This window comes from Plantibacter sp. MDV22-iso1, from assembly GCF_058408345.1.
This window is the reverse complement of record NZ_JBZVDY010000002.1, coordinates 91,254-113,942: the sequence shown is the minus strand read 5'-3', so window position 1 is coordinate 113,942 and position 22,689 is coordinate 91,254. Positions and strand designations below refer to the sequence as shown.

The following is a 22,689-nucleotide window of genomic DNA, read 5'->3' as shown; positions in this document are numbered from 1 at the left end:
AAGCGAAGCCGGTCTCGTGAGTTTGCGAGGTCCGTGCCTCCGCGCCTCGGGGTTCGAGCCTGGGCTTCTACTCTCGCCGCATGTCCGATCGATTCGTCGTCTCCATCCCGCCCGAGGTCACCCCTCCTGATCCGCCGGGGGCGTCGGCCGACGCCGAACCCGCGCGAGCAGGCGAGTCGCGCGGTGTCACGGCGCTCGCCGACTTCGGCGCGCTCGCGCCCTACCTCGCCGATCCGGGGGTCACCGACCTCTTCGTCAACGGCTCGTCCGGCCTCTGGCTCGACCACGGTGCCGGGCTCGTCCGGGAGGCGGGATGGCGCTCCGATGAGGCGACCATCCGCGCGCTCGCGGTGCGCCTGGTCGCGAGAGGCGGGCGGCACGTCGACGAGGCGACGCCGTGCGTCGACGTGCGTCTGCAGGACGGGGTGCGGGTCCACGTGGTCCTCCCGCCGGTGTCGACGCGAGGGACGCTCCTGTCCATCCGGGTGCCACGGGACGAAGCGCTGGGGTTCGATGCGCTGCAGGCCTCCGGGATGTTCCCGGCGACGGTCGCCGAGCTGCTGCGCGACGCCGTCGCGGCCCGGACGAACATCCTCATCACCGGTGCGGGCGGCTCCGGGAAGACGACGCTCCTCGGCGCCCTGCTCGGCCTCGCCTCGCCCGCCGAGCGGCTCGTCGTGATCGAGGACGTCGCGGAGCTGCGGATCCTCCACCCACATGTCGTCGCACTCCAGTCGCGCCAGGCCAACCTGGAGGGGGCCGGCGGTATCGACCTCGAACGCCTCCTGCGCGAGGCGCTCCGCATGCGTCCCGACCGGCTCGTCCTCGGCGAGTGCCGGGGGCCCGAGGTGCGTGAGCTGCTGTCGGCGCTCAACACCGGGCACGACGGCGGTGCAGGCACCCTTCACGCGAACTCCGTGACCGACGTGCCCGCCCGTTTGGAAGCGCTCGGTGCGCTCGCCGGCATGAGTCAGGAGGCTGTGGCCCGTCAGGCGACGAGCGCGATCGGACTCATCGTGCATCTGGCGAGGCTCCCGATCGGTCGGCAGGTGGTCGCCGTCGGCCGCCTCCTGATCGACGAACACGACCGCCTCTCCGTCGAGGAGTTGCCGTGACCCGGCCCTGGGTCCTCCAACGGGTGCTCGCGGCGCTTCCCGGCGCGACTCCGCCCGAGGACGACGGTCCCGCCCGTGTTGCGCGCACCACCCGTCGTCTGGCCGTGCTGCTGGGTGCCGGCGTCGCACCCGGCAGTGCCTGGAGGCATCTCGCCGTGGAAGCGGACGCCGATGCGCGAACGCGATCAGCAGCGGTGTCCGTTGGCCTCACGGCGGATGAACCGGACGACGAAGCCGGCCCGGCGAGCGATCATCGGGCCGACACGGCGGTGTTGTCAGCGGTGGCCGATGCTGCCGCGCACGGCGGCGACCTGCCGGCGGCGATCGCCGCCATCGCTGATCAGGAGACGGGTGCCGGCGCGCGCACGGCCTGGGCGGGCCTGGCCGCCGCTTGGCAGGTCGCTGCCATCAGCGGCGCGCCGCTCGGCGTCTGTCTGCGCGACCTCGCCGGGTCGCTGCGCGAGTTGGACCGCATCGGTCGCGACGTCGGCACGGCGCTCGCCGGACCGTCCGCGACGGCGAGGCTGGTGCTCTGGTTGCCGCTCGTCGCCGTCCTCCTCGGGATGGCCCTCGGCTTCGACACGCTGCGGACGCTCTTCGCGACGCCTCCGGGACTCTGCTGTCTCGCGGCCGGCGTGGTGTTCCTCATCGTCGGTGCGCGCTGGAGTTCGGCGCTCAGTGCACGGGCGGCCAGGCGCGACCCCGCGCCGGGGTTGTCGCTCGACCTCGTCGCGGTGGCGATGGCGGGTGGAGGAGCGGCGACGGCGGCCCGGTCGATCGTCGAGGAGGCGTGCGAGCGGTTCGCCGTCCCCTACGACGGTGCCACGATCACGAGCGTCCTCGCGCTCTCTGCCAGGGCCGGGATCCCCGCCGGCGAGCTGCTCCGCAGCGAGGCGGAGCAGCAGCGTGATCAGGCGCGGTCCGATGGCGAGCGGGCTGCAGCGATCCTCGCGACCCGCCTCATGATCCCGCTCGGGGTCTGTGTGCTGCCGGCCTTCCTCCTCGTCGGTGTTGCTCCGCTCCTGCTCAGCGTCGTCACGTCGACGACGCTCGGGTTCTGACCAACGGTTCGACGCCGACCTGCCTGCTTCCGTCGCGGGGCTGCTTCAGTCGCGGGAGCGTGGCAGTGCGCGCCAGCAGCGTGCTCCGACGAGCACGGCGACGGCGATGATCACGAGTGGCACGAGGATCCACGCGACGTCGCCGGACCATCCGACGCCGATGCCGTCCTCGTTGGCGAAGGCGAGCACGTCGACGAAGAAGAACCGCGCCTGCGCTTCATCGAGTGTCGACTGCTCGACCACCGCGAGCATCCCGAGGGTGAACAGGGCGAACGAGAACCAGTAGGCGAGGATCGCGACGCCGCCCCAGATGACCCCGATCGACCAGGTCGGCCGCAACCGGGCCGGGTCGTCGGCGTAGCGGGCGGCCAGGGCGCGCGGTGAGCCGAGGTCGGCCAGAGCGATCGTCATCGGTCGCCGATCGACCGAGAGTTCGTCTCGGAGTGAACGGATGATCGAGCGGCGTTCCCGCCCCGTGACCACGGCCTCCAGGTGCCAGTCGAGGCGCTGGAGGTATGAGTCGCGTCGCCAGCGGTCAGCGAAGCTCAGTCCGCGTGCAGCGCGCTCGGCGAGCAGGTCGTCCGCTGTGGGGCGCTTCTGGTCGATCATGCTGATGCTCCTTCAGGGTCGATTCCTCGTTCGGCGATGTCGGTCATCGCCCTCCAGCGGGCGATGGCGTCGAGCCTCGCCGCGTCTCCTCGTTCGGTGATCGCGTAGTACTTCCGTGCTGGGCCGCCCGAGGAGGCGACCCGACGCGCGGTCACCAGTCCGTCGCGTTCGAACCGGCTGAGGACCGGATACACGACGCCGGTCGCCAGATCGGCCAGGCCGAGGGCCCGGAGGCGTTCGACGAGCTCATACCCGTAGGTCTCGCCGCGGTGCACGGTGGACAGGATGAGCATCGGCAGCACGCCCCGGAGGAGTTGCGAGTCGCGCGCCGCCAGCTGTTCATCCATGACTATTACTCAAGCATGAATAGCGGTCGGGTGCAAGGCGAGATCGCTCCACAACCGGCCGGTCGTCGCGGCCCGTCACCGACGTCGGCTCTGCTCGCGCGTCGCTGGACGCGTTCGCCGAACATGGAGGTGTTCGTGCCACGAGCGCAGCACTCCGGTGCGGGGAAGGAACATCATGATCACGATCGGTCGTCGAGTCGAGCACAGCGTCAGGCGCGAGGTGCGGCGCGTCCTGCAGGACGAACGGGGGTCCGCCACGGCGGAGTACGCGGTGGCCACGATGGCGGCCGTCGGGTTCGCCGGACTGCTCGTCGCCATCCTCCGCGGAGACGAGGTGCGGGGCATCCTCACCGACCTCATCCGGCGAGCCCTGACGGCGAACGGTTGAGCCGTGCGGCTGCAGGTGCCGACATGGCGTTCGGAGGACGGCGCGGTGACGGCGGAGTTCGCGGTCGTCGTCCCTGCCGTCGTCCTCGTGCTGGCGATGGGGCTCTCCGCGGTGCAGGTCGGGCTGACCCAGCTCCGTGCGACCGATGCGGCTGCGGACGCCGCCCGGAGTCTGGGGCGAGGCGACGACACCGGGACCGCGGCGGGCCGGGTCGCGCGCGTCCTGCCGGGGGCCACCATGACGAGTGGCATGGAGGGGGACCTGGTCTGCGTGCGGGTCGACGCCGTCGGCGGATCCGGCCTCGCCGGCGTCGTCCCGGTGTCGGCGTCCTCGTGCGCCATGGGTGGCGGTCGGTGAACGTGCAGCTGCGCCGTATCGCCCTCCGCGCGACGGAAGGCCTGCGCGACGAGACCGGAGCCGGGTCGGTTCTGGCGGCAGGCATCCTCGGAGCGCTGGTCGCCGTCCTCCTGGCGACCCTGCCCGTGGTGACGCTGTTCGCCGCTCATCAGCGAGCGGCCAACGCGGCCGACGCAGCCGCGTTGGCGGCAGCCGACACCGCGTCCGGTCGTCTCCCAGGCTTCCCCTGCGAAACTGCTCGCATGGTCGCGGCGCGCAATGCGGCGTCGCTCGGCACCTGCAGTGTGGAGGGCGTCACCGTCCTCGTCGACGCCACTGTCGACACGGCCTTCGGCGCCATCACGGTCGCCGCGAGAGCCGGGCCTCCTCCGGAGGCCTCCAGCGCCGTCGTCGGGGTGTCCGTGACCGCCACCTATTAAGAGGTAGCGGTGCGATCGGTCAGCCCTGACCGGAGTCGGTCGTGAAGACCGCCTCCAGGAAGCGGTAGTCGACGGCGCTCGGGGCTCCGGAGTCGTCGTACTCCTCGCCGGTCGTCCGGGCGTACCGGTAGACCTTGCCGGCGGTGCCGCTCGGCACGTCGACGGTGGGCGTCGGTGATCCATGGTCGCTGAGTCGGGCGCTGATCGTCTTGCCCTCCAGTGGACCGTCGGTCAACTTCACGGTGTAACTCGTCTGGGTACTCATGGCAGACATTCTGCTCCGAACGCCGCAGAACGCAAGGGGTTGGACACGCGCGTGGCCGCCCCACGATTGGACAAGCCTGCTGTGCACGTGTGTATGGTGTGCCTGATGGAAGGAGCCTCGTGGCAGGCAAGAAACTCGTGATCGTAGAGTCACCGACCAAGATGAAGTCGATCGCCGGATATCTCGGTGACGACTACGAGGTGCTGTCCTCGGTCGGTCACATCCGCGACCTCATCGAGCCGAAGAACCTTCCCGCCGAGCTCAAGAAGGGCTCGCTCGGCAAGTTCTCGGTCGACGTCGACAACGGCTTCGAGCCGTACTACGTCGTCTCCGACGCGAAGAAGAAGACCGTCGCGGACCTCAAGCGCGCACTCAAGAACGCCGACGAACTCCTCCTCGCGACTGATGAGGACCGCGAAGGCGAAGCCATCGCGTGGCACCTCCTGCAGGTCCTGCAGCCCAAGGTCCCCGTCAGCCGCATGGTCTTCCACGAGATCACCAAGGACGCCATCCTCGCCGCGAAGGACAAGACGCGGCCCCTCGACACCGACCTCGTCGACGCCCAGGAGACCCGCCGGATCCTCGACCGCCTCTACGGGTACGAGATCTCGCCCGTGCTCTGGCGCAAGGTCGGCCCCGGGCTGAGCGCCGGACGCGTGCAGTCCGCCGCCACCCGACTCGTCGTCGACCGGGAGCGCGAGCGCCTTGCCTTCCGCGCCGCCTCCTACTGGGACGTCATCGCCCGCTTCCTCCCCGAAGCCGACGCCACCGGGGCGCCCTTCACCGCGCGTCTCGTCCGGCTCGACGGCGACCGCGTCGCCACCGGCCGCGACTTCGACGACCTCGGACAGCTCAAGGGCAGTGCCGTCCCGCTCGACGAACAGCGCGCCACGGCGCTCGCCGCAGCACTCGAGCACTCGAAGGCGACCGTCCTCTCCGTCGAGTCCAAGCCGTACTCCCGCCGACCGGCGGCTCCCTTCACGACCTCCACGCTCCAGCAGGAGGCCGGACGCAAGCTCCGGTTCTCCGCTCGCCAGACGATGAGCGTCGCGCAGTCGCTGTACGAGAACGGCTACATCACCTACATGCGTACCGACTCGCCGTCGCTGAGCAAGCAGGCGATCGACGCGGCCCGGAAGCAGGCTGCTGCCCTCTACGGCGCCGAGACGGTGCCCGACAAGCCGCGCCTCTACAGCGGCAAGAGCAAGAACGCTCAGGAGGCGCACGAGGCGATCCGTCCCTCGGGCGACACGTTCCGCACGCCGTCCTCACTCGCCTCGACGCTCCGCGGCAACGACTTCAAGCTGTATGACCTGATCTGGAAGCGCACGGTCGCAAGCCAGATGGCCGACGCGAAGGGCTCGACCGCGACGATCACGCTCGAGTCGAAGACCGACGTGGGCCGCGCCGAGTTCACCGCCTCCGGCACCGTCATCACCTTCCGCGGCTTCCTCGCCGCCTACGAAGAGGGCCAGGACGAGGACCGCAACTCCCAGGACGACGCGTCCGAGGCGAAGTTGCCGCCCCTCACCGAAGGCCAGCAGCTCGGCATCGAGGACCCGGAGGCGAAGGGGCACGAGACCTCGCCGCCCCCGCGCTACACGGAGGCCAGCCTGGTGAAGCGGCTCGAGGAGCTCGGCATCGGCCGACCGTCCACGTTCGCATCGATCATCTCCACGATCATCGATCGCGGTTACGTGACGCAGCGCGGTCAGGCGCTCATCCCCAGCTGGGTGGCGTTCAGCGTCGTCCGTCTCCTGGAGGAGTACTTCGAGGAGCTCGTCGAGTACGACTTCACCGCAGAGATGGAGAACGACCTCGACCGGATTGCCGGCGGCTCGGTCGACCGCGTCGACTGGCTCAAGGGCTTCTACTTCGGCGACGACTCGGGTCGCGGCCTGCGTCAGGTCATCGACAACCTCGGCGACATCGACGCCCGCCGCATCAACTCGATCGTCATCGACGACGGGGTCACGCTCCGCATCGGCAAGTACGGCCCGTACCTCGAGGTCACGCCCGACGGTCCGCCGCCGGCCGAGGGAGAGGAAGCCCCGACACCGCGTCGAGTCAACCTGCCCGAGGACCTCGCGCCCGATGAACTGACGCCCGCGAAGGCGCACGAGCTCATCGACGCACCCGTCGTCGGCGATCGCGTCATCGGCGTGAACCCGACGACCGGTAAGGAGATCGTCGCGAAGGACGGACGCTTCGGCCCGTACATCACCGAGGTCGACCCGGAGCCCGAGGCGGAGCTCTCCGTCGACACGGCGACCGGCGAGGTGACCGAGCCCGCAGCGGGTGCCAAGAAGAAGGCTCCCGCCAAGAAGAAGGCGGCGGCCGAGAAGCCGCGCACCGCATCGCTCTTCAAGTCGATGGACCTCGCGACCATCGACCTCGAGACCGCGCTCAAGCTCCTCGACCTGCCGCGGGTCGTCGGCGCCGACCCCGAGTCGGGCGAGGAGATCCTCGCGCAGAACGGCCGCTACGGTCCGTACCTGAAGAAGGGCACCGACACCCGGTCGCTCACCTCCGAGGACGACATCTTCGCGGTCGACCTCGCCGGTGCCGTCGAGCTGTTCGCCCAGCCCAAGTACGGAGCCAGGAAGGCGTCGAGCGCCCTCAAGGAGTTCGAGGCCGACCCCGAGAGCGGGAAGCCGATCAAGATCAAGGACGGCCGGTTCGGCGCGTACGTGACGGACGGCGTGACCAACGCGACGATCCCGCGTGGCGAGCAGGTCGAGGACGTCGACTTCGAGCGAGCGGTCCAGCTCCTGGCGGACAAGCGTGCGAAGGGCCCGGCGAAGCCGAAGGCCGGTCGCAAGGCTCCCGCGAAGAAGGCACCCGCGAAGAAGGCTCCGGCCAAGAAGACCCCCGCCGCGAAGACGGGGACCGCCAAGGCGACGGCCACGAAGTCCGCGTCGGCCACGTCGATCGCCCGTTCGGAAGCGGCGAAGAAGGCTGCCGCGACGCGCGCCGCGAACAAGGCGGCTGCGGCGAAGGCCGACGCCGTCACGTGAGCGGGGGAGGACGCCCTCGGGGCCTGTTCATCACCCTCGAGGGCGGCGACGGCGTCGGGAAATCGACGCAGGCGCGGCTGTTGAGCGACTGGTTCGAGCAGCAGGGGCGGACGGTCGTCCGGACCCGCGAGCCGGGCGGCAGTGAGCTCGGTGTCGAGATCCGCGAGATCGTGTTGCATCACCGAGGCGACATCAGCCCGCGTGCCGAGGCCCTGCTCTACGCGGCGGACCGCGCACACCACATCGCCACCGTCGTGCGCCCGGCTCTCGCGAGGGGCGAGGTCGTCCTGCAGGACCGGTACCTGGACTCGTCCGTCGCCTATCAGGGCAGCGGACGCGTGCTCGACGCCCAGCAGATCCGCGACATCTCGCTCTGGGCCGCCGAGGACCTCCTGCCCGACGTGACCGTCCTGCTCGACTTGGACGTCGCCGTCGCCCGCGGCCGTCTCGACAACGCCAACAAGCGCTTCGACCGGCTCGAGGCCGAGGCGCAGGACTTCCACACCCGGGTGCGGGAGTCGTTCCTCGCCCTCGCGGCCGCGGAGCCCGAGCGGTTCCTCGTCGTCGACGCCGCGCTCCCACCCGAGCGACTGGCCGCCGACATCCAGGCCCGCATCGCGCCGCTCCTCTGAGCGCACACCGTCCCGGTCCCTGAGCCCGCGCCCTTCCGGTCCCGGAGCGCGCGCCCTTCCGGTCTTCGTGCGCATGCCCTTCCGGTTCCTGAGCCTGTCGAAGGGCGAGCGTGAGGGGTCGGCACTTCGACAAGCTCAATGACCGGTGGAGCAGCTCAGTGACCGGTGGAGCAGCTCAGTGACCGGTGGGTCGGCTCGGTGACCGGCACTGACCCCGCCGGCTCACGTCGGTACCGCCCGGTATCGTAGTCGCATGGCTTCCTGGACCGACTTGACGGGTCAACGCGACGCGATCGAGCTCCTCCAGTCGGCGTCGGACCCGATCACGCCCAAGGGCCTCACCCACGCTTGGCTCATCACCGGGCCGCCCGGTTCCGGTCGCTCAACCCTCGCCTACGCCTTCGCCGCCGCGCTCCTCAGCCGCGAGCCCGGGGGCGACGACGTCACCCGTCGTCAGGTGGAGGCGCGCACCCACCCCGACCTCTCCGCGCTGAGCACCGATCGCGTGATCATCACGATCGACGAGGTCCGCGACCTCGTCCGGAACGCCTACCGCGCGCCGTCCGTCGGTCGCTTCCGCGTCATGGTCGTCGAGGACGCCGACCGCATGACCGAGCGCACCTCCAACCTGCTGCTGAAGTCGCTCGAGGAACCGCCGAGCAGCACGATCTGGGTGCTGTGCGCGCCGAGCGAGGCCGACCTGTTGCCCACCATCCGGTCGCGCGTCCGCTCGGTCCGCCTCGGCGTCCCCACCATCGACGACGTCGCCGAGCTGCTGGAACGGCGGGACGGCGTGGCGCCCGAGCTCGCCGAACGCGCCGCCCGCGAGGCGCAGAGCCACGTCGGCATGGCCCACCGCCTCGCGACCGACCCCGGCGCGCGGCAGCGCCGTGAGTCCACGCTCCGTGCCGTGCTCGACATCCGTAGCGCCGGCCAGGCGGTCGTCACCGCTGGCCGCCTCCTCGAGCTGGCGGGCGACGATGCGAAGGCGTACACCTCGCTGCGCGACGAGGCCGAGCGGGAGAGCACCCTGCGCTCGCTCGGCGTCGAGCCCGGTCAATCGGTCCCGCCGGCCCTCCGCTCGCAGGTGCGGGCGATGGAGGAGGACCAGAAGCGGCGCGCCACCCGCAGCCTGCGCGATGGCCTCGACCGGATCATGGTCGACCTGCTCTCGCTGTACCGCGACATCGTGCTCCTGCAGCTGGGGCACGACGCCACGATCATCAACCGTGAATTGCGTCCGGAACTCGAGGAAGCCGCTCGCCGGACGACGCCTGCGGTTACGATCGAAACCTTGGAGGCGATCTCCGTCGCCCGCACACGAATCGAAGGGAACGTCGCCCCGGCGCTGGCCTTGGAGGCCATGCTCGTGTCGGCGGTCCGGTAGGGAGCCTCTGTGACTTCGCCCAGGCAGCAGCCGTCGGACTCGACGGGATCGACCGGTGCGCCCCGTCGCAGGGGTCCCGGTGCGCGCCGTACGGCGCGGGTCGCCCTGGTGGCCGGTCTCGCGGTCGCGGCGCTCACCCTGAGCGGGTGCGTAACCGCCTTCCTGCCGCCGAAGGCCGCCGAGCCGACGACGTCGTCCTCCTCGCCGGCGACGAGCGACGTCGACGCCGAGCTGAAGCCCTTCTACGAGCAGAAACTCGACTGGAAGACCAGCGGCTGTGCCGACGGCTTCGAGTGCGCCACGGCGAAGGCGCCCATCGACTGGGACAACCCCTCCGACGGCGAACTCTCCCTGGCGCTCGTGCGGCACCAGGCCACGAACGGCAAGCCGATCGGCTCGCTCTTCATGAACCCCGGCGGCCCGGGTGGTTCCGGTTACAGCCTCGTCGCCGACAGCCTCGATTTCGCGGTCGACAAGGACCTCCAGGAGAACTTCGACGTCGTCGGCTTCGACCCCCGCGGTGTCGGGAAGTCGACGCCGGTGAAATGTCTGACCGACTCGGAGATGGACGCCTACCTGTACGACGTCACGCCGGGGAAGCGCGGTTCCGACGAGTGGATCGCCGCGAACGAGAAGGCCGCGAAGGACTTCGGCGACGCGTGTGCGGAGGAGACGGGCAAGATGCTCGAGTTCGTCGACACGCAGAGCGCCGCGAAGGACCTCGACATGCTGCGCGCCGCCGTCGGCGACAAGCAGCTCTACTACCTCGGGTACTCGTACGGCACGTTCCTCGGAGCGACCTACGCGGAGCTCTTCCCGAAGAACGTCGGGCGCCTCGTGCTCGACGGCGCGATCGACCCGTCGACGTCGAACTTCGAGGTCGTCAAGGAGCAGGCCAAGGGCTTCGAGAGTGCTCTGCGCGCCTACCTCGAGGACTGCATGACGGGCAAGGACTGCCCGTTCAGTGGCTCGGTCGACAGCGCGATGACCGAGATCAAGACGCTCCTCGACGAGGTCGACGCGAACCCGATCCCCGGCGACGACGGACGTGAGCTGGGCGGCAACACGCTGCTCACGGCGATCATCTACCCGCTGTACCAGGCCGATGCCTGGCCGTACCTCAGCCAGATGTTCGACGAGGTCATGCAGGGCGGGACCGACATCGCCTTCCAGTTCGCCGACGGCTACAACGGTCGCAACGAGTCCGGCAAGTACGCCGACAACCAGACCGAGGCCTTCAACGCGATCAACTGCCTCGACTACAGCTACGACGACGACAAGACGAAGATGGCCGACGAGGCGAAGCAGCTGGAGGAGGCGGCTCCCGTGATCGGCGAGTACATGGCCTACGGCGACACGTTCTGCGCCAACTGGCCGTACCAGACGCGGACCGAGCGTGGGGAGATCCACGCGAAGGGTGCTGCGCCGATCCTCGTCGTCGGGACGACGAACGACCCGGCCACGCCGTACGTCTGGGCGCAGAACCTCGCGGAGCAGCTCGACAAGGGTCAGCTGATCACCTACAAGGGTGAGGGTCACACCGGCTACAACAAGGGCAGCGACTGCGTGAACCAGGCAGTCGACCAGTACCTCATCGACGGCACGGTGCCGTCGAAGGACCCGATGTGCAGTTGACGGTGGGATCCTGATGACCATGACGGCGCCGGCTGAACTCGGGCTCCGCGAGCGGAAGCGGCTCGCGACGCGTCGGGCGATCCAGCACGCGGTGCTGACGCTTGCGAGTGAGCAGGGGCTCGAGAACGTGACGGTCGAGGAGGTGAGTCGTCGGGCGGAGGTCTCGCCGCGGACCTTCTTCAACTACTTCGGGACGAAGGAGGAAGCGCTGATCGGCGACATCCCGCTGATCCCTGACGGCGACGCCCTGCACGCCTTCCTGACCGCGGGGCCTGCCACCGACGTGCTCACCGATCTGGGGGAGCTCCTGGCCAGGACTGTCGGTGACGCCGACGAGGACGTCGAGATCCACCATCTCCGCAAGGACGTGCTGCGCGACCACCCGCACCTGCTGGGTGCGCGGATCGCGAGCATGCGCGGCTTCGAGGAGGGCCTCTACAAGGTCGTCGAGCGCCGGGTGTTGAACGACGACCCGACGCTCGCGGAGGACGCCGAGGCGCTGTTCGACCGCTGCTGGATGGTGACGATGGTGGGCTTCGCCGGCCTGCGCCACGCGTGGCGTTGCTGGGCCGATGCGCCGACGCCAGGGTCCCTCGCCGAGCGGATCCGTCGTTCTTTCGCCGAGCTGTACACGACGGTCCAAAAGCTGCGCTAACATGGATACTCGTGCGCCGGGCGACCAGCGCACGCGCCGCCCTAGCTCAGTCGGCAGAGCATCTCACTCGTAATGAGAAGGTCAAGGGTTCGATTCCCTTGGGCGGCTCCACCAGCATCACCCGGCCGTTGCCCTGGAAAACCCAGGTCAGCGGCTGTTCTGGTTTTCGGGGCGCTTCCTCGTCCGCCGCCGAATCCGGTGCGGAGACAGCCGTAGGATGAGCTGATGGGTGCACTCGCCAGAGCCACGAACGCACAGATCGATGCCGTCAGCAAAGCCTTCGCATTGGTGTCATGGCTGCTGGGTCGCGACGATTTCAAGGCGCTTGCGGAGCGTCTCGGGTGGCAGCTCAAACTGGAGACGTCGAGCGGTGTCCAGCACCGTTCCGGGTATCCCGTGAACCTGCCGACCGTTCGTTCGCTCGTCGCAGATGAAGCGATCGCCCAGGTCGTGATCGCGGTCTCCGACAAGAGCGACGACCCCGGCGCGCTGCGGGGTGCCGCTCAGGAGTTGCAATCGGCGCTGAGCGTGCACCTCGGTCAGTCCTCCGGCTCCCAGGCCGGCGACCCGTACTGGGAACTGGCGAACGGCGGCAGGATCTGGCTGAAGACGGTTCCCAAGAAGGTGCTGTTCGTCGTCGAGGGGCAGCGGTTCGCGGACGTGGAGCGGAGCGAGGAGCGGCTGCGCATCGATCCCGGCCGCACGCCGGGCGCTGACGACGACACTGACTGATCGCGTTTGGTCGACTGCGGCGTCATGACGACCCGGCCGCCGGCCTGATGAACACGCTCGCGATCGCGGTGAGAAGGATGAGCGCCGCGGCGATGACGAGGCTGAGTTGCAGCCCGGCGACGAAGCCCGTCGAGCCCGTGAGGAGCGCGCCGAAGACTGCGATGGCGACCGCACCGCCGAGTTGGCGGAAGATGTTGAACACCGCACTTGCGGTGCCGGCACGCGATGCCGGCACGCTCGCGAGGACCACGGAGGTCACCGGCGGCATCGCCACGGAACCTCCCGCGGCGGTGAAGCAAGCGAACAGGCCCACCCAGATCGGCGACCCCAGGTTCGCGGTGGCGACGGTGCCGACGAGCCCGACCACCATGAGGAGCAACCCCGACACGATCGGGACGCGCACCCCGAACCGGTTGGCGACGGTGCCACTGACGATGTTGCCGACGACGGCGAAGAGGGCCGACGGGAGGAACACGAGTCCCGCGAGTAGCGGAGGCAGTCGGAGCTGCTGCTGCAGGAACAGACTCAGGACGAACACCGTCCCGAAGTTGCTCACCATGAACGCGAATCCGACGGCGAGGGCGATGCGCATACCGCTCGATCGGAACAGATCCGACGGCATCATCGGGTGCGCGCCCCTGGCCTGGATGACGAGGAAGCCGACGATACCGACCAGCGCGACACCGAGGCTGGCGACCACGACGGGACTGGCGAACCCGTCCGCCCCGCCCTCGATGAGTCCGAACACCAGCGCCGTCGCCGCGATGAGCCAGACGAACTGTCCGGCCCAGTCGAATGGCTCCGGCCGTGAGGGGGATGACGCGACCGTCCGGAGCAGGATGATCCTCATGATGCAGACGGGCAGGTTGATCGCGAACACCAGTCGCCAGTCGAGCGTCGTCAACGCGCCACCGAGGACCGGCCCGAGTGCGGTGGCGACCGCGCCGCCGACCGCCCAGACACCCAGGGCGCGAGCGCGCTCGCGACCTCCCGGGAACGCCTCACGGATGAGCGCCATGGACGCCGGCAGCATCAACGCCGCACCAGCGCCCTGCAGGGCTCGAGCGGCGATGAGGACACCGATCGACGGGGCCACCGCACACGCGATCGACGTGACGAGGAAGACGGTGATGCCGACGCCGAACGCCCGCTTCGCGCCGAACCGCTCCGAGAGGTTGCCGGCGAGGAGCAGGAGGGCCGCGAACAGCACGGTGTAGGCGTCGATCACCCACTGCAGCGATGCCGTCGTTCCGCCGAGGTCTCGCGCGATGCTGGTGAGCGCGATGGTGACGATGAGGATGTCGAGGGTGATCAGGAAGAACCCGAGCGCAGCCAGCAGCAGCGTCAGGCGTTGTCGCGGCGTCCGGCCTGCACGGTCGGCGAGGCCATCGTCCGAGGTCGGCGATGACACGCGGTGTGCTGCCCCGTTCCCGTGGTCGATCTGCATCCCTCGATCACACACCACCGGCGGCGAAGCAGGGATACTCCGCCAGGGCACGTCTCAGGGCGGCCCGAGCACGTGAGACGCTGCGCGCCTGCTCAAAACGAGCTTCACGAGGTCGAGGATGGGTGTCCTGCGGGAACACCCCAGCGCCGGAGGCCGCGTCATATCGTTGTCGGCATGGACAATCGAGACGAGGTGCGCGAGTTCCTGACGACCCGTCGGGACCGACTCACGCCAGAGCAGGTGGAGCTGCCTGGCGGAACGAACCGACGCGTACCGGGGCTGCGTCGCACCGAGGTCGCGATGCTCGCCGGAGTGAGCGTCGAGTACTACTCGCGTCTCGAGCGCGGGAACCTCTCGGGGGTGTCGGAGGCGGTCCTCGACGCGATCGGCACCGCACTGCGGTTGGACGACGCGGAGCGTTCCCACCTCACGGACCTCGCTCGGGCGGCGAACGAATCGCCGATCAGGGCCCGCCGACGGTCTGCGCCGGCCGGCGTGCGGCCCGGTATGCAACTCGCCCTCGACTCCATCACCGCAGGCCCGGCGTTCGTCCGGAACGGCCGGATGGACGTGCTCGCCGAGAACGCACTCTTCCGCGCGCTGTACGCCGACCTCTACGCGCTCCCGGAGCGCCCGGTGAACCTGGCTCGGTTCGTGTTCCTGCACCGCGACCTCGCGGAGGCGTTCTACCCGAGCTGGTCGACCTCGGCCGACATCAACGTCGCGATCCTCCGCACCGAGGCGGGGCGCAACCCGCACGATCGGGCCATGCAGGACCTGGTGGGTGAGCTGTCCACGCGCAGCGAGGAGTTCCGCGTCCGTTGGGGCGCGCACAACGTCCGCCATCACACGTCCGGCGAGAAGGTGTTCCATCATCCGGTCGTCGGCGAGCTCCGCATGATCTACGAGGCGATGGAGCCGATGGACCAGCCCGGCCTGAACTTCTTGATCTACAGCGCCGAACCCGGCTCACCGAGCGAAGAGTCACTCAAACTCCTCGCCAGCTGGGCGGCCACCTCCGAACACCCCTCGCCCCAACACTGAAGCAAGGAGCACCAAGCATGGAGTACACCCGCCTCGGAGCGACCGGACTCCGCGTCAGCCGCCTCGCGCTCGGCTGCATGACCTACGGCGATCCGAACCGCGGACTCCACCGTTGGACCCTGGACGAAGCGGCGTCAGCGCCGTTCTTCCGGCAGGCGGTCGAGCTGGGGATCACGTTCTGGGACACCGCGAACGTCTACCAACAGGGCAGCGGCGAGGAGTACGTCGGACGCGCGATCACGCGGTTCAGCCGCCGTGAGGACATCGTCCTCGCGACGAAGGTCTCGGGGAGGATGCATGACGGGCCCGGGGGATCGGGACTCTCCCGAACGGCCATCCTCGAACAGGTCGACGCCTCGTTGCGACGACTCGGGACCGACCACATCGACGTGTATTACGTCCACCGCTTCGACGAGGAGACCCCGGTCGAGGAGACGATGCAAGCGCTCGACGACATCGTCCGCGCGGGGAAGGTGCGCTACCTCGGCGCCTCCTCCATGTACGCCTGGCAGTTCGCGAAGCTGCAGACGGCCGCAGCGGTCCACGGGCTGACACCCTTCGTCGCGATGGAGAACCAGTACAACCTGCTGAAACGCGAAGAGGAACGGGAGATGATCCCGATGTGTGCGGACACCGGCGTCGGCCTCACGCCGTACTCGCCGAACGGTAAAGGACGGCTCGCCCGTCCGCGCGGTGCAGCCACGGACCGCTCGAACATCGATGAGGTGGCGAAGGCGTTCGACACGGACGCCGACGGCCCGATCATCGACGCCGTCGAGGAGATCGCGGTCGAGCGAGGCATCCCGATGGCGCAGGTCGCACTGGCCTGGGTCCTGCGGAACCCGACGGTCGCAGCTCCCATCATCGGTGCCACCAAACCGGCACACCTCACGGATGCCGCCGCCGCACTGGACGTGCAGCTGACGGACGACGAGGTCGCCAGGCTCGAATCGCCCTACGTGACGCAAGCGCCCTTCTGGTGGTGACCCTTGCTCGACCCGGTTGCCTCGGCGACTGAGACGCCTCGTCGGCGGTGTCAGCCGGCCGAGCGGTTCCGGCGGGCCAGCGGGAGGCGGACGATGAAGGTCGTTCCGGGGTCTCCGGTGGCGAAGGCCTCGATCGTGCCGCGGTGCGCGTGCGCGATGGATCTGGCGATGGTGAGTCCGAGGCCTGAGCCGCGGATCGTCTCCTCGCGCACGTTCCCGGCTCGGTGGAACCGTTCGAAGACCCGGGTGAGTTCGTCCGCCGGGATGCCGATCCCCGTGTCGGTGACGCGGGTGAAGGTCACCGCGTTGTCGAGCATGATCGAGAGCAACTCCCGGAGGCGTGCTCGATCACCGACCAGCTGCAGCGTCGGCACGGCAGCCGTGCGCAGATCCACACCGTCGGGGAGGCCGATCCGTCATCGCTCGTCGGCCGCCTCCAGGACGATGGCACTGAGGTCGACGGGGCTGAGCCTGGATTGGCTCGGGCGACGTGTCGATGCCGAGCGGGGCTGCTCGATGTGGTGAGCCGAGGAACGACCGGAGCCGTCAGCCGCCCCCACGTGCACTCCCTGAACCCGTCCTACGGGCAGGAGACCGGGCCCGAGCTCGGACATCGGGACCGAGGTCGGAGACGAAGGTACAGCTCAGTCGTCGACGCGGGACACCGAGGAGCCAGGGATGAGGTGCGCCTCGAGGTACTTGACCGTTGGGGCCGGGCGTTCGCCGGCCTCGATGTGGTCTGCGATGAGGCGCGCGGCGTGCTTGGCGATCTTGCGGGTCGGTTGCACGATGACCGTCAGTTTCGGGACGAGCGCTTGTGCCAGTTCGCGGCTGTCGAACCCCACCACCGAGATGTCGCGGCCGATGCGGAGACCCGAATCGTTGATCGCGGTGACCGCGCCGAGGGTGAGTTCGTAGTTCGCCGCGAAGAGCCCCGTGGGACGGGGGTATCGTGCGAGCAGTTCCTGGGTGGCTCGGTATCCGGCGTCGACCGTCAGCGGCACGAAGCGTTCGAGCGCCGGGTCGGCCTGGATCCCTTGCGTGAACAGCGCCGTCTCGAAGCCCTCCGTGCGCAGTCGCATCGAGGAGATCGTCGATTCGCCGCCGACGAAGCCGATGCGGCGGTGACCATGGTCGAGCAGGTGGCGCGCCCCGAGCGCGCCCGCCGCGATGTTGTCGAGGAAGACGCCGTCGGCATGCACGTCGTCGATGTGCCAGTCCACCATGACGACCGGGACCTGCGAAGCGGCGGCGCGGAGAGCCGGAACGTCATGTGGCGGTGTCACCGCGATGATCCCGTCGACCATCCGATCCATGAGCAGGTTGACGGAGTCGTCGGCCGGATCAGGGCTGGCTGCCACGATGACGCTGAACCCTCTCGGGCGGAGCGCTTCCTCGACGCCGGCGACAATCGTGAGGTGGAAGTCGTTGTTGATCGCCGGAAGCAGGACGCCGACGGTCCTCGATCGCCGTGAGCGCAACGATCGGGCGTTCTGGTTCGGCCGGAACCCCAGCTCGCGCGCGGCCGTCTGAATGGCGTCCCGGTTGGCTTCGAGGACGTTGCGCCCGTTGTAGTACTTCGAGATCGTCGCGAGCGAGAGGCCCGTGGCCCGCTGAATGTCCTTGTAGGTCGTCACAGCCCAGCCTTTCCTGGTGTCGCCGCTCACCACTCTTGCTCGGGCACCGCCGAGCGAGAGGCGTTTCCGCTCAGCATAGGCCAGCTCGGCCGTCTGTTCGTGCGACCTTTGTTGATCAGCACGAATCGTTTCGACCATGGGCCACGCGGATGTTCTCACGCCTATCGCCCTGATGATACCGCCGTACGAAAGATTTCGAAGTCGACACCTGTGCTTGACTCGTGAATTTCGCTTTCTTAGCATTCACGGAGAACGTAACGTTTCGCCCAAACACTCAAGGAGGAGTTGTATGCAGACACAGACGAACGGTGCCCGGAGGTGGAGGCGCGTGGGCGTCACCACGACCGCCGGGGCCCTGGTGCTCGGGCTCGCCGCATGTTCAGGAGCCGACGGTGGGGCGTCGGGTCTCGACGGCGATACGGTCACCATGTACACCTGGGTCGGTGGGAAGGCCGACAAACAGCAGTGGGCCGACTACATCGCCGGAGGAGTGCACGCCGACCCCTCGATGTCGGTGAGCTTCTCCGGACCGCCGATCGGCGATTACTACACGAAGCTGCCCACGGTGATGCGCAGCAGCAGCGCGCCCTGCCTGGTCACGTTCCAGAACGGGCGGGTGAACCCGTACGTCGAGGGGCTGGAGCCGCTCGACGAACTGGCGAAGGAGAATAAGCTCGATCTGTCCGCCTACAGTTCGGCGATGCTCGAGCAGCTCCGGGTGGACGGTGAGCTCTACGCCCTTCCGTTCAACGCCGGTCCGACCGTGATCCTCTACAACAAGCAGATGTTCAAGGACGCCGGCGTCGCCGAGCCGTCGAACGACTGGACCACCGACGACTTCATCGCCGCGGCCAAGGCCACGACGAAGGACGGCGTCTACGGGTTCGCGATCGGCCAGGGGTCCAACCCCATCAGCACGCTGATGGCGGCGGACGGACATCCCTACGCGGACGAGAACGGTCCGCTGCTCGACGACCCGGCCTTCCACGACGCGCTGCAACTGCTCGTCGACCTCGCCACCGTGCACAAGGTCGCGAAGCCGCTCGAGGCGGCCGCCGGCGGAACGTTCCCCGACATCGACGCGTTCAACACCGGCCAGTCCGCAATGGAGATGCAGGGGCTCTGGGATCTGCAGCACGCTCAGGAGTCGCTCGGCAAGGACAACGTGGGCATCGCCGTCATCCCGAGTGCGAACGGGCAGTCGAAGGGCTTCATTGGCGGCTCGGGCTTCGGCATCACGAAGACGTGTGGTGACAAGCAGAAAGCGTTCGAGGCCATCACGGCCATGACCAGCAAGGCGGGTCTCGACGAGGTGACGAAGTCACAGGCGTCCGTGCCGGCCCGGCTCGACTCGCTCGACGCCTGGTCCGCCAATGTCGGGTCACCGGAGTTCACCGAGGTGATCCGGCAGATGACCGGTGATGCGACGCCGTCTCCGGTGCCCGCGAACCAGTCCCAGCTCGACACCCTGTTGACGCAGTACGAGGTGGAGGCGTTCTCCGGTCAACGCACGGTCGCCGAGGTGCTCGAACAGGTGAAGGCAGGCCTTGCGCAATGACGTTCGTGCGTCTCGACAGCGCGGAGGGTGAGGTCACCGACGGCGCGGTCACCCGACCGGAGCGTCCGAGGGGTCGGCCTCGCCGCCGGCCCCTCGGGGGCCCGCGTTGGGTGGGATGGGTCTTCGTCCTCCCAGGGCTCATCGGGCTGGTGGTCTTCATCGTCGTCCCGCAGCTGGCGTCGCTGATCCTCGGGTTCTCCGACTCGACCGTGCTCGGTGGGACGGAGTTCACCGGCTGGGAGAACTACGCCCGGCTGTTCCGTGATTCGCAGTTCCTCAACAGCGTCCTCGTCACGGCGATCTTCGTGCTCGTCTACGTTCCGGCGAACATCGCGATCTCGTTGGCGATGGCGATGTGGCTGCAGACCCGCATCGCCGGTCGGAACTGGCTGCGCGTGATCTTCCTGATCCCGGCCCTGTCTCCGATGGTGGCGAACGCCGCGGTGTTCCGACTGCTCTTCCAGCAGGACGGGGCCGTCAATCAGGCGCTCGCAGCCGTCGGGCTTGCGCCGATCCCATGGCTCAGCGACGGCAACTGGGCGCTCGCCGTCGTGATCGGCGTGTCGCTCTGGCAGTCGTTCGGCTACAACATGATCGTGCTCGGAGCCGGGCTCGACTCGATCAGCCCTGACGTCATCGCCGCGTCGCGCATCGACGGCGCCGGTCGGTTCCGGCGCCTGTTCTCGATCACCCTCCCGCTCGTCAGCCCAGCCCTCTTCTTCACCACGGTGTTGACCGTGATCGGCGCGTGGTCGACGTTCGCCCAGGCCTACGTGATCACGGGCGGCGGACCCGGTAACAGCACCATGACGATCATGCTGTACCTCTACCAGGCCGCGTTCTCCAACAACCAGCTCGGTTACGCGTCGGCCATCGCGACCGTCCTGTTCGTGATCATCGCGATCTTCACCCTGTTCCAACTCTGGGGACAGAAGAAATGGGTGCACTATGACTGATCAGCAGCTCGCGGTACGAGGCCCTCGGCGGCGTCACCGGGGACGCACGCTCGGGTTCGTGGCCAACTCGACGATCGCTTGGCTGTTCGCGCTCGTGTTCTCGTTCCCGCTCATCTGGACGTTCTTCACCGCGTTGAAGCCGGCGAACGAGGTGTTCGGTGCGCGGATCACGTTCATCGGCTCCGAGGTCCTCTGGTCGAACTTCGCGGACGCGTGGGTCGAGGTCGACTTCGGACGGCTGCTCACCAACAGCCTGGTCGTGGCGGCCGTCTCGACCCTGTTGACCCTGATCGTCGCGACCCTGACGGCGTTCGCGTTCGCCCGGCTGCGATTCCCCGGTCGGAGCGCCGTCTTCGTGCTGTTCATCATCACGCTGACCTTGCCGGCCGAGGTCGCGGTCGTGCCACTCTTCCTCGGCTTCGACCAGGTCCGGCTCGCCGACACCTGGATCGCGCTCATCCTCCCGGGCCTGTTCGGCGCGTTCGGGGCCTTCCTGCTCCGGCAGTTCATGCTGCAGATCCCAGCGGAACTGGAGGAGGCGGCCCGGCTCGACGGTGCCTCGACCTGGCGCATCCTCACCAGCGTCATCGTCCCCCTCGTGCGACCGGCCATCTCGGTACTCGCGATCTTCAGCTTCCTCGGCAGCTGGAACAGCTTCCTGTGGCCGTTGATCATCCTCAACAGCTCCGACAAGTGGACGATCCCCATCGGCATCGCCGGCTTCACGACCCAGACGGGCACGCAATGGGAACTGCTGATGGCGGCATGTGTGATGACGATCGCCCCGGTGGTGGTCGTGGTCGCCGTCGCCCAACGACAACTGGTGGCCGCGATCGGCGCGGGCGCCTTCGGCGGCCGATGAGCCGCGACGAATGGAGACCCATGAACCTCGAACCGCTCGACCCCACCTCCTTGCCGGCACCGGTCGACGTCTCGGACAACCGTGCAGCGCTCGCGGCGGTGGATGCCGTCATCGACGCCGGTCCGTACGACGCCACCTGGGATTCACTGTCGCACTACCGTGCTCCGCAGTGGTACCGCGACGCCAAGTTCGGTGTGTTCCTACACTGGGGCGCCTTCTCCGTGCCGGCGTTCGGCAACGAGTGGTATTCGCGCACCATGTATCGGCGTGGCACCCCCGCCTTCGACCACCACGTGGAGACCTACGGCCCGCACGACCGCTTCGGATACAAGGATTTCCTGCCGCACTTCCGCATGGAGCGCTTCGACCCGCAGGCCTGGGCTGCACTGTTCAAACGCGCCGGCGCGCAGTTCGTGGTGCCCGTCGCCGAACACCACGATGGCTACACGATGTACGACACCGCCCGCTCGCGGTGGAAGGTGACCGAGGTCGGCCCGCAGCGTGACGTGATGGGCGACCTCCTCGAAGCGGTCGACCAGTCGTGGCTGGTCACGGGCGCGTCGAGCCACCGGGCCGAACACTGGTTCTTCATGAACGACGGGACGACGTTCGACTCCGACGTCCGCGACCCCGCCTACAGCGACCTCTACGGACCGGCGATGCGCCAGGAGACGAACCCGACCGAGCGCTTCCTGGAGGACTGGCTCTTGCGCACGGTCGAGATCATCGACTCCTACCGACCGCAGATCCTGTACTTCGACACCGGGATCGAGACTCCGTCGTTCGAGCCCTACCTCCGGAGGCTGGCGGCGTACTACTACAACCGGGCGGCCGAGTGGGGACGTGAGGTCGTCATCAACTACAAGTGGGAGTCGTTCGCGCCCGGGTCCGCGGTCCTCGACATCGAGCGTGGCACCATGGACGCCATCCGGCCGGAGGTGTGGCAGAACGACACCTCGGTGTCCCGGACCTCATGGAGCTGGGTGGAGGGGCACGACTACAAGGACGCCTCCGAGCTCATCCAGGAACTCGTCGACGTCGTCTCGAAGAACGGGAACCTCCTGCTCAACGTCGGTCCGCGTCCCGACGGGACGATCCCCGAGGAGGAGGTCACGTTGTTGGAAGCGGTCGGTGACTGGTTGGCCGTGAACGGAGAGGCGATCTACGGTTCACGTCCGTGGGTCGTGTTCGGTGAAGGGCCGACCGCACCCGCCGCCGGCTCGTTCACCGACGCCGCGGCGGCCGTGTACACCGCCGAGGACATCCGATTCACGCGGATGACCGAGGTCGGTCACGAGTACGTCTACGGGATCGGACTCGTCCGTCCGGAGGACGGCCGGATGCGCATCCGCAGTTTCGGCTCGGACTATCGGCTCCTCGACCGGCCGATCGTCGACGTCCGGGTCCTCGGCTCACGGGAACCCGCCGAGTGGACACGCACACGCGAGCATCTCGAGGTCGTGCTGACCGACTCGGAGCTGACGGGTCCGGGTGGCGCCGTGGTGCGGATCGAGCTGGCGCCCGCGGGCCCGGCGTCGCGCACCGACTTCTTCCACGGCCTCAACATCTAGTGGCGGCGC

23 protein-coding genes and 1 tRNA gene are annotated in these 22,689 nt (G+C 68.6%); 18 read left to right on the top strand and 6 right to left on the bottom strand.

What is annotated here, in order from left to right; genetic code table 11:
- The first annotated feature begins 80 nt into the window (after positions 1 to 80).
- Together AC4PMY_RS11275 and AC4PMY_RS11270 are read left to right on the top strand one after the other, a co-directional pair.
- Positions 81 to 1,115, top strand: a complete 1,035-nt coding sequence (locus AC4PMY_RS11275) for a TadA family conjugal transfer-associated ATPase (RefSeq protein WP_491622749.1) — start codon at positions 81 to 83, stop codon at positions 1,113 to 1,115.
- Positions 1,112 to 2,176, top strand: coding sequence for a type II secretion system F family protein (locus tag AC4PMY_RS11270; RefSeq protein WP_491622748.1), 1,065 nt, complete (start codon positions 1,112 to 1,114; stop codon positions 2,174 to 2,176). The genes AC4PMY_RS11275 and AC4PMY_RS11270 overlap by 4 nt, the downstream gene beginning before the upstream one ends.
- Before the next feature lie 45 nt (positions 2,177 to 2,221).
- On the opposite strand, the gene AC4PMY_RS11265 is transcribed toward AC4PMY_RS11270, so the two are convergent.
- Entirely contained in the window at positions 2,222 to 2,785 is a 564-nt protein-coding gene (locus AC4PMY_RS11265) for a hypothetical protein (protein ID WP_491622747.1), read from the bottom strand.
- Positions 2,782 to 3,132, bottom strand: a complete 351-nt coding sequence (locus AC4PMY_RS11260; protein WP_079706884.1) for a PadR family transcriptional regulator — start codon at positions 3,130 to 3,132, stop codon at positions 2,782 to 2,784. The genes AC4PMY_RS11265 and AC4PMY_RS11260 overlap by 4 nt, the downstream gene beginning before the upstream one ends.
- 175 nt (positions 3,133 to 3,307) lie before the next feature.
- Here AC4PMY_RS11260 and AC4PMY_RS11255 point away from each other — a divergent pair, with 175 nt between their 5' ends.
- The 3 genes from AC4PMY_RS11255 to AC4PMY_RS11245 are packed head-to-tail and all read left to right on the top strand — an operon-like array spanning position 3,308 to position 4,296.
- Complete coding sequence (locus AC4PMY_RS11255; protein ID WP_191941614.1) at positions 3,308 to 3,520, top strand: DUF4244 domain-containing protein; 213 nt, start codon at positions 3,308 to 3,310, stop codon at positions 3,518 to 3,520.
- 45 nt (positions 3,521 to 3,565) lie between these two features.
- The gene (locus tag AC4PMY_RS11250) at positions 3,566 to 3,877 is read left to right on the top strand and encodes a TadE family type IV pilus minor pilin (protein ID WP_491622746.1); all 312 of its coding nucleotides are present in this window, start codon (positions 3,566 to 3,568) and stop codon (positions 3,875 to 3,877) included.
- Positions 3,874 to 4,296: an Rv3654c family TadE-like protein gene (locus tag AC4PMY_RS11245; RefSeq protein ID WP_491622745.1), complete on the top strand. Its 423-nt coding sequence runs from the start codon at positions 3,874 to 3,876 to the stop codon at positions 4,294 to 4,296. The genes AC4PMY_RS11250 and AC4PMY_RS11245 overlap by 4 nt, the downstream gene beginning before the upstream one ends.
- Before the next feature lie 19 nt (positions 4,297 to 4,315).
- On the opposite strand, the gene AC4PMY_RS11240 is transcribed toward AC4PMY_RS11245, so the two are convergent.
- Positions 4,316 to 4,561 carry a DUF8847 domain-containing protein gene (locus AC4PMY_RS11240; protein ID WP_064294660.1) on the bottom strand — a complete coding sequence of 82 codons (246 nt, stop codon included), beginning with the start codon at positions 4,559 to 4,561 and terminating at the stop codon, positions 4,316 to 4,318.
- Positions 4,562 to 4,722: 161 nt separating this feature from the next.
- Here AC4PMY_RS11240 and topA point away from each other — a divergent pair, with 161 nt between their 5' ends.
- The 7 genes from topA to AC4PMY_RS11205 all read left to right on the top strand — a co-directional run bounded on the left by topA (position 4,723) and on the right by AC4PMY_RS11205 (position 12,619).
- Positions 4,723 to 7,578, top strand: a complete 2,856-nt coding sequence (topA, locus tag AC4PMY_RS11235; RefSeq protein ID WP_491623087.1) for a type I DNA topoisomerase — start codon at positions 4,723 to 4,725, stop codon at positions 7,576 to 7,578.
- A complete protein-coding gene (tmk, locus tag AC4PMY_RS11230) occupies positions 7,575 to 8,210 on the top strand; it encodes a dTMP kinase (RefSeq protein ID WP_121293959.1) in 636 nt (211 codons plus the stop codon). The genes topA and tmk overlap by 4 nt, the downstream gene beginning before the upstream one ends.
- Before the next feature lie 253 nt (positions 8,211 to 8,463).
- Entirely contained in the window at positions 8,464 to 9,597 is a 1,134-nt protein-coding gene (locus tag AC4PMY_RS11225) for a DNA polymerase III subunit delta' (RefSeq protein ID WP_064294662.1), read from the top strand.
- Between the two features lie 9 nt (positions 9,598 to 9,606).
- On the top strand, positions 9,607 to 11,232 hold the full coding sequence (locus tag AC4PMY_RS11220; protein ID WP_083397144.1) for an alpha/beta hydrolase: 1,626 nt from the start codon (positions 9,607 to 9,609) through the stop codon (positions 11,230 to 11,232).
- Between the two features lie 19 nt (positions 11,233 to 11,251).
- A complete protein-coding gene (locus AC4PMY_RS11215; RefSeq protein ID WP_175117477.1) occupies positions 11,252 to 11,887 on the top strand; it encodes a TetR/AcrR family transcriptional regulator in 636 nt (211 codons plus the stop codon).
- A gap of 35 nt (positions 11,888 to 11,922) precedes the next feature.
- Positions 11,923 to 11,998, top strand: a tRNA-Thr gene (locus AC4PMY_RS11210).
- 114 nt (positions 11,999 to 12,112) lie between these two features.
- On the top strand, positions 12,113 to 12,619 hold the full coding sequence (locus AC4PMY_RS11205) for a DUF6301 family protein (RefSeq protein ID WP_491622744.1): 507 nt from the start codon (positions 12,113 to 12,115) through the stop codon (positions 12,617 to 12,619).
- A gap of 22 nt (positions 12,620 to 12,641) precedes the next feature.
- On the opposite strand, the gene AC4PMY_RS11200 is transcribed toward AC4PMY_RS11205, so the two are convergent.
- Positions 12,642 to 14,066 (bottom strand): MFS transporter, encoded by a 1,425-nt coding sequence (locus AC4PMY_RS11200; protein ID WP_491622743.1) that lies wholly within the window; start codon positions 14,064 to 14,066, stop codon positions 12,642 to 12,644.
- Positions 14,067 to 14,240: 174 nt separating this feature from the next.
- Between AC4PMY_RS11200 and AC4PMY_RS11195 the strand changes: the two genes are divergently transcribed.
- Entirely contained in the window at positions 14,241 to 15,110 is an 870-nt protein-coding gene (locus AC4PMY_RS11195) for a helix-turn-helix transcriptional regulator (protein WP_491622742.1), read from the top strand.
- A gap of 17 nt (positions 15,111 to 15,127) precedes the next feature.
- On the top strand, positions 15,128 to 16,096 hold the full coding sequence (locus AC4PMY_RS11190) for an aldo/keto reductase (RefSeq protein ID WP_071259082.1): 969 nt from the start codon (positions 15,128 to 15,130) through the stop codon (positions 16,094 to 16,096).
- A gap of 50 nt (positions 16,097 to 16,146) precedes the next feature.
- On the opposite strand, the gene AC4PMY_RS11185 is transcribed toward AC4PMY_RS11190, so the two are convergent.
- The gene (locus AC4PMY_RS11185) at positions 16,147 to 16,491 is read right to left on the bottom strand and encodes an ATP-binding protein (protein ID WP_064294667.1); all 345 of its coding nucleotides are present in this window, start codon (positions 16,489 to 16,491) and stop codon (positions 16,147 to 16,149) included.
- 249 nt (positions 16,492 to 16,740) lie between these two features.
- Positions 16,741 to 17,733 (bottom strand): LacI family DNA-binding transcriptional regulator, encoded by a 993-nt coding sequence (locus tag AC4PMY_RS11180; protein WP_064294668.1) that lies wholly within the window; start codon positions 17,731 to 17,733, stop codon positions 16,741 to 16,743.
- Positions 17,734 to 18,061: 328 nt separating this feature from the next.
- On the opposite strand from AC4PMY_RS11180, the gene AC4PMY_RS11175 reads away from it, so the two are divergent.
- The 4 genes from AC4PMY_RS11175 to AC4PMY_RS11160 are packed head-to-tail and all read left to right on the top strand — an operon-like array spanning position 18,062 to position 22,680.
- The gene (locus AC4PMY_RS11175; RefSeq protein ID WP_491622741.1) at positions 18,062 to 19,291 is read left to right on the top strand and encodes an ABC transporter substrate-binding protein; all 1,230 of its coding nucleotides are present in this window, start codon (positions 18,062 to 18,064) and stop codon (positions 19,289 to 19,291) included.
- On the top strand, positions 19,288 to 20,247 hold the full coding sequence (locus AC4PMY_RS11170; protein WP_491622740.1) for a carbohydrate ABC transporter permease: 960 nt from the start codon (positions 19,288 to 19,290) through the stop codon (positions 20,245 to 20,247). The genes AC4PMY_RS11175 and AC4PMY_RS11170 overlap by 4 nt, the downstream gene beginning before the upstream one ends.
- Positions 20,240 to 21,109 carry a carbohydrate ABC transporter permease gene (locus AC4PMY_RS11165; protein WP_071259090.1) on the top strand — a complete coding sequence of 290 codons (870 nt, stop codon included), beginning with the start codon at positions 20,240 to 20,242 and terminating at the stop codon, positions 21,107 to 21,109. Before AC4PMY_RS11170 ends, AC4PMY_RS11165 begins: the two co-directional genes overlap by 8 nt.
- Before the next feature lie 20 nt (positions 21,110 to 21,129).
- A complete protein-coding gene (locus tag AC4PMY_RS11160) occupies positions 21,130 to 22,680 on the top strand; it encodes an alpha-L-fucosidase (protein WP_491622739.1) in 1,551 nt (516 codons plus the stop codon).
- Positions 22,681 to 22,689 lie beyond the last annotated feature (9 nt).